General features: G+C 62.8%; 1 protein-coding gene and 1 pseudogene. Both read left to right on the forward strand.

What is annotated here, in order from left to right:
* Positions 1-150: 150 nt before the first annotated feature.
* Positions 151-1,011: pseudogene (locus AC1DH9_RS28205) on the forward strand (PDC sensor domain-containing protein); the annotation flags it as partial.
* Positions 1,012-1,350: 339 nt separating this feature from the next.
* Positions 1,351-1,915, forward strand: a 565-nt coding sequence (locus AC1DH9_RS28210) for a methyl-accepting chemotaxis protein (protein ID WP_477809240.1), incomplete at its 3' end; no start/stop codon positions are given.

Here is a 1,915-nt window from a genome sequence, read left to right on the forward strand (position 1 = left end):
CAATATGGCCACGGTTTCGCGCGCCAGGTGCTGTTTTTGCGTGAGCAGGCCGAGAAGCGCTTTCTCGACGCCTTCGACCTGCGTGAAGACCTGACCCGTCAAGTCAAGTCGGCGCTGCAAGCCAACCCGCAATTGCTCGGCCTGTCGCTGGTGTTTGAAGCCAACGCACTGGACGGCAAGGACGAACTGTTCAGCGGCCAGAAAGAAATCGGCAGCAACGACAAGGGCCGCTTCGCCCTGTACTGGTCGCAACCGACCGCCGGCAAGCTGAACTCGATGGCACTGCCGGAAAGCGACATGGCCGACACCAGCACCGGCCCCAGCGGCGAACCCGCCAACGCCTGGTTCACCTGCCCGCGCACCACCCTCAAACCGTGCGTGATCGAACCCTATTTCTATGAGATCGACGGCCAGAACGTGCTGATGACCAGCATCGTCTTCCCGTTGCTGGTCGACGGTAAGGTCATTGCATCGCTGTCGGTTGACATCAACCTCAACAGCCTGCAAGCGGTCAGCCAACAAGCCAGCAAAAAGCTCTATGACGGCCAGACCAGTGTCAGCATCCTCAGCCCGGTGGGTCTGCTCGCCGGTTACAGCCCGGACGCCAGCAAACTCAGCCAGCGTCTGGACAGCGTGGACAAGGACAACGGTGCCGAGCTGATCCGCAGGCTCGCCGCCAGCTCTCAGACCCAGAGCCTGCACAACAATCAGCTGCTCAAAGTCCTGTCGCCGTTCCAGCCGATTCCCGGTGGCAAATCGTGGGGCGTGTTGCTTGATGTGCCGGAAAAAGTCCTGGTCGGTCCCGCCGAAACCCTGAAGCAGCAACTCGACGAACGCAACACCGCCGGCACCCTGATCGAGCTGAGCCTCGGTGTACTGGCAGCCGTCATCGGCTTGTTGCTGGTGTGGCTGATGGCACGCAGTGTGACCCGGCCGATTCTTGGCGTGGCGCGCATGCTGGAAGACATCGCCAGCGGCGAAGGCGATCTGACCCGCCGTCTGGCCTATGACAAGCAAGACGAACTCGGGCAACTGGCCGGCTGGTTCAACCGTTTCCTCGACAAGCTGCAACCGATCATCGCGCAAGTGAAACGCTCGGTGCAGGACGCGCGCAGCACGGCGGACCAATCGTCGGCCATCGCCACCCAGACCAGCGCCGGCATGGAGCAGCAATACCGTCAGGTCGATCAGGTGGCCACTGCGTCCCATGAAATGAGCGCCACCGCCCAGGACGTCGCCCGCAGCGCCGCCCAAGCGGCTCAAGCGGCACGCGACGCTGATCAGGCGACTCGTCAGGGCCTGACCGTCATCGACCGCACCACCGCCAGTATCGACAGCCTGGCGGCAGACATGAGCACGGCAATGACCCAGGTCGAAGGCCTGGCCGCCAACAGCGAGAAGATCGGCTCGGTGCTGGAAGTGATCCGCGCCATCGCCGAACAGACCAACCTGCTGGCACTGAACGCCGCCATCGAAGCGGCCCGCGCCGGTGAAGCCGGGCGTGGTTTTGCGGTGGTCGCCGATGAAGTGCGTAACCTGGCACGCCGTACGCAGGAGTCGGTGGAGGAAACCCGTCAGGTGATCGAACAACTGCAAAGCGGCACGCAAGACGTGGTCGGCTCGATGAACAACAGCCATCGCCAGGCCCAGGGCAGCGTCGAGCACGTCAGCCAGGCGGTGACCGCCCTGCGGCAGATCGGCGACGCGGTAACGGTGATTACCGACATGAACCTGCAAATCGCCAGCGCCGCCGAAGAGCAGAGCGCGGTGGCCGAGGAGATCAACAACAACGTGGCGACCATTCGTGACGTGACGGAATCGCTGTCGGGGCAAGCCAATGAATCGGCGCGGGTCAGTCAGTCGCTCAATAGCCTGGCGAATCAGCAGCAGGGTTTGATGGATCAGTTCCGAGTTT

It is taken from the genome of Pseudomonas sp. 05T35 (assembly GCF_056396605.1).